The organism is Archangium sp. (assembly GCF_036388035.1).
Classification (GTDB): domain Bacteria; phylum Myxococcota; class Myxococcia; order Myxococcales; family Myxococcaceae; genus Archangium.
Genome location: NZ_DASVSO010000433.1, coordinates 1 through 3,361 on the forward strand (window position 1 = coordinate 1; position 3,361 = coordinate 3,361).

3 protein-coding genes are annotated in these 3,361 nt (G+C 68.6%); all 3 read left to right on the plus strand.

The genetic code is table 11. From position 1 onward, the window contains the following. Window positions 1-16: 16 nt before the first annotated feature. Window positions 17-169 (plus strand): glutathione S-transferase C-terminal domain-containing protein, encoded by a 153-nt coding sequence (locus VF697_RS43510; protein WP_414641306.1) that lies wholly within the window; start codon window positions 17-19, stop codon window positions 167-169. 487 nt (window positions 170-656) lie between these two features. Then, window positions 657-2,141, plus strand: a complete 1,485-nt coding sequence (locus VF697_RS17450; protein WP_331096409.1) for a S28 family serine protease — start codon at window positions 657-659, stop codon at window positions 2,139-2,141. Window positions 2,142-2,444: 303 nt separating this feature from the next. Further along, window positions 2,445-3,361 (plus strand): Ig-like domain-containing protein (locus VF697_RS17455; protein ID WP_414641305.1); only part of this gene is annotated, 917 nt, incomplete at its 3' end.

A 3,361-nucleotide genomic window follows, 5' to 3' on the forward strand; every position in this document is an offset into this window, starting at 1 on the left:
CTCCGCGGTGGCGGTGGTGCTCGGCGACAAGCCGTTCCTGCTGGGAGAGAGCCCCACCTCGTTCGACGCGGCGTTCTACGCGTTCATCGTGAGCATCCTCGCGTTTCCGGTGGACTCGCCGCTCCGGACGTACACCCTGGGGCATCGGCGCGCTTCCGCCAGCGTTTGATCCGATGTGGACAGAAACCATGTCCGGGGGCTTAGTGATGGGAGGTGGGCAGCCCCCGCCATGTTGCACGTATGTCGCAGGAGCCTGCGGAATGACCTGGAACGGGACGGGACAGGAGGGGACGCGGCGGGATATCGACTCCCAAGCATTCCGGGCGGTTACGAGGTAAGGGCGCGATTCTGCTGGGAGTTTCGCACCGCCCGGCGCGGGTTCGATTCCCACCGCCTCCAATAGAGGTTGCCCGCCGCTTGAGTCGAACCCACTCCTAACGAGGAGGCACCCACGTTGAACGTCCTCCTGAGCAGCTCGGCTTGGTCCACTCGCGGCATCCTCTCCTTCAGCGGCTCCGTGCTGGCCGCTGCCTGGGGCGCTTCGTTCGCCTCCTCCGCACCTGCTCTGGGTCTGGTGCTCGAAGTGCCGATATGCGCGCGCGTCCACCGTCGTTCCCTGTGCGCGTCGACGTGACAGCTCTCCAGAGGACCCTTCCATGACTCACGCAGGTTTCTTCAGGCGTTCCATCGCGGCCCTCGCGGCCCTGCTGCTCCTTCAGGCGTGCGGAGACGCGCCGCCCGCCCCGGTGGAGGACACCGGCTCCGTCGCCACCTCGGCCGTCGCGCGCGCGCTCGCCGACGCGCCGCAGTCCATGGACATGGGGGACCGGTTGCGCGCCATCCCAGGCATGCGCGTGGTGGTGGACCGGTGGCTCAACGCCTCGAAGCGCACGCGCTTCTTCGTGCTGGAGTACGCGCAACCGGCGGACCACCAGCACCCCCAGGGCGAGCGCTTCCCTCAGCGCATGACGCTCCTCTACCGCGCGAGCGCGCCGGACTCGCCCGTGGTGCTGTACACCAGTGGCTACAACATCTACCCCTCGCCCTGGGCGAGCGAAGTCACCCAGCTCGTCCTCGGTCACCAGCTCACCGTGGAGCACCGCTTCTTCGCGTCCTCCACGCCGGCCTCTCGCGACTGGAAGCTGCTCACCATCGAGCAGGCGGCGGCGGACCACCACCGCATCGTCCAGGCGCTGCGGCCGCTCTTCTCCGGCAAGTGGGTGAGCACCGGTGGCAGCAAGGACGGCATGACGGCCGTCTACCACCGCTCCTTCTACCCGGACGACGTGGACGCCACGGTGCCCTACGTGGCCCCCAATAGCCACGGCGACGATGACGTGAAGTACAGCCAATTCCTCGACTCGGTGGGCCCGGACGCCGGCTGCCGCGCGCGGCTGCGCGAGTTTCAGCACACGGCCCTCCAGCGGCGCGAGGAGCTGATGCCCTTCATGGTGGGAAGGGTGGCCACCGGCGGCGAGACGTTCGACGCGCTCGGGATGGAGCGGGCCTTCGAGTTCGCCGTCTTGGAGGCCCCCTTCTACTTCTGGCAGTACGGCGGCGCCGGGTACTGCCCCACCATCCCCGCGCCGGACGCGCCCGCGGCCGAGCTGTTCGACTTCCTCGACTTCCACGCGAACATCGCCTTCAGCTACGGCGACGCGGCCCTGGAGACCTTCCAGGCGTACTACCACCAGGCGGCCACGCAGCTCGGCGCGCCGCGCTACCCGGAGCGGCACCTGCAGGGGCTGCTGCGCTACCCGCGCCAGGACATCCCCGCCAACTACCCGCCGCTCGGCGTGGAGAAGACGTACTCGCCCGTGGCGCAGCTGCGCGTGAAGCATTGGGTGCGCGACCATGCCCAGCGGATGCTCTTCATCTACGGCGCCAATGACCCCTGGTCCTCGCACCCCTACGAGGTCCGCGAGCGCAACGACGCCTTCCGCTTCTTCGTGCCCGAGGGCAACCACTTCGCGAGCCTGATGGACCTGCCCGAGCCCGAGCGCACCCAGGCCCTGGAGCGGCTCTTCACGTGGGTGGGCGTCGCCCCGTCCGTGGCGCGGCAGACGGCCCCGGGCGTCACGGCCGAGGTGGACGAGATTCCCACCGTGAATCCCGCCGGGCTGCGCCGCTTCGGGCGGTAGCGACTTCGAGCATCTGACATGCCAACGACAGCCAGGGGCTGGAGCGGCCATTGTGACCGGGGAGGGGCAGGTGGGGAGCGCGGGTGGGAGTACCGGCGGAGGCGGCCTGGCGAAGAACCCGCACAGCCACCGCGGTCTTGGGGGCACCGGCGTGAGCTGCCCGTGGGCGTGGTCACCGCGCGGCGCGATAGCGGCGAGGCGTACGGGATTTGAACAGCCGTGCGCAGATCGTGTGCATCATTTTCCGGCTCGCAGGCTCATTCTCTTTCGAAGGGTTCACACCGCCCTACGAAAGCGAAGCTCATGCCCCTCCTCCGACGTCTCACCTGTCTCGCCGCGGTGCTGCTGCTCTCCCTGGCGGCCTGTACCTCTTCCCAGCCCACCGGCTCCGTCCACTTCGTTGCCTCCACGCAGGCCCTGTCCGCCAATGACATCACCCGCGTCAAGGTGACGATCTCCGCCTCGGACATGTCGACCATGACCGTGGACTTGGCCAGGTCCAACGGCTCCTGGGGCGGAATCATCGGCAACATCCCCACGGGCTCCAACCGCTCCTTCCTCGCCGAGGCGTACGACTCCTCCGCCGCCAAGCGCTTCCAGGGGCAGGCCTCGGGGATCACCCTCACCGCCAACCAGACCACCGCCGTGGCCATCACCCTCCAGGAGCAGGCCCCTCCTCCCCCCTACGGCAATGAGGCGCCCGTCATCGACTCCGTCGTGGCTTCCCCCACCACGATCCAGACAGGCGGTTCCATCTCCCTGACCTCGACGACGCATGACTCCAACACGGGGGACACCCTCTCCTTCTTGTGGACGGGCACCGCCGGCACCTTCGCGACCCCCACGGCCGCCAACAGCACGTGGACGGCACCTTCCTCCACCGGCATCCAGACCCTCACCTTCACCGTGACGGACTCGCAGGGAGCTGCCGCCTCGGTCTCCCTGGCCGTCAACGTCGTCTCGAGCGCCACCAGCGGCAACGCGGCCCTCACCATCGCCTTCAACCTCTACCCCGTGGTCTCCAAGGCCTCCGCTTCTCGCAACCGCCTGGACGTGGGTCAGTCCACCAACGTGACCGCCACCGCCTCGGATGCGGATGGAGATTCCCTCTCCTACCAGTGGGCCGTGACCGCGCCCTGCACCGGCACCTGGACGAATGCGACGTCCAGCACCGCCTCCTTCGTCCCTTCCGCCATCCCGTCTGGCGTGTGCAACAACTG